This is a genomic window from Stenotrophomonas sp. INTA L402-1, assembly GCF_059295135.1.
In genome coordinates this window covers 1-696 of sequence record NZ_JCAFWP010000121.1, presented here as the reverse complement: position 1 = coordinate 696, position 696 = coordinate 1, and the positions used below count along the sequence as shown (strand labels likewise).

2 protein-coding genes are annotated in these 696 nt (G+C 54.7%); both read left to right on the top strand.

Annotated elements, in window-relative coordinates; all coding sequences use genetic code 11:
* Positions 1-28 precede the first annotated feature (28 nt).
* Positions 29-292: an amino acid kinase family protein gene (locus tag AC5O77_RS21830; protein ID WP_494507182.1), complete on the top strand. Its 264-nt coding sequence runs from the start codon at positions 29-31 to the stop codon at positions 290-292.
* A gap of 60 nt (positions 293-352) precedes the next feature.
* A partial coding sequence (locus AC5O77_RS21825) for a lyase family protein (protein WP_442975922.1) occupies positions 353-696 on the top strand: 344 nt, incomplete at its 3' end.

Here is a 696-nt window from a genome sequence, read left to right as displayed (position 1 = left end):
CAGATGTGTATAAGAGACAGCGGCAACGCTGGGCGCGGATCTGATTTTGCTCTCCGACGTCAGCGGCATTCTCGACGGCAAAGGGCAACGTATTGCCGAAATGACCGCCGCGAAAGCAGAACAACTGATTGAGCAGGGCATTATTACTGACGGCATGATAGTGAAAGTGAACGCGGCGCTGGATGCTGCGCGCACGCTGGGCCGCCCGGTGGATATCGCCTCCTGGCGTCATGCGGAACAGCTTCCGGCACTGTTTAACGGTATGCCGATGGGTACGCGGAGTGTAGCTTAAGTTTTGTTGGCCGGAGGCGCAGCTTTCCGGCATTGAATTTCAAAATAAGGAAACAGAGTTATGGCACTTTGGGGCGGGCGTTTTACCCAGGCAGCAGATCAACGGTTCAAACAATTCAACGACTCACTGCGTTTTGATTACCGTCTGGCGGAGCAGGATATTGTTGGCTCTGTGGCCTGGTCCAAAGCCCTGGTAACGGTCGGTGTGCTGACCGCAGAAGAACAGGCGCAACTGGAAGAGGCGCTGAACGTGCTGCTGGAAGATGTTCGCGCCAGGCCACAACAAATCCTTGAAAGCGACGCCGAAGATATCCATAGCTGGGTGGAAGGCAAACTGATCGACAAAGTGGGTCAGTTAGGCAAAAAACTGCACACCGGGCGTAGCCGTAATGATCAGGTAGCGAC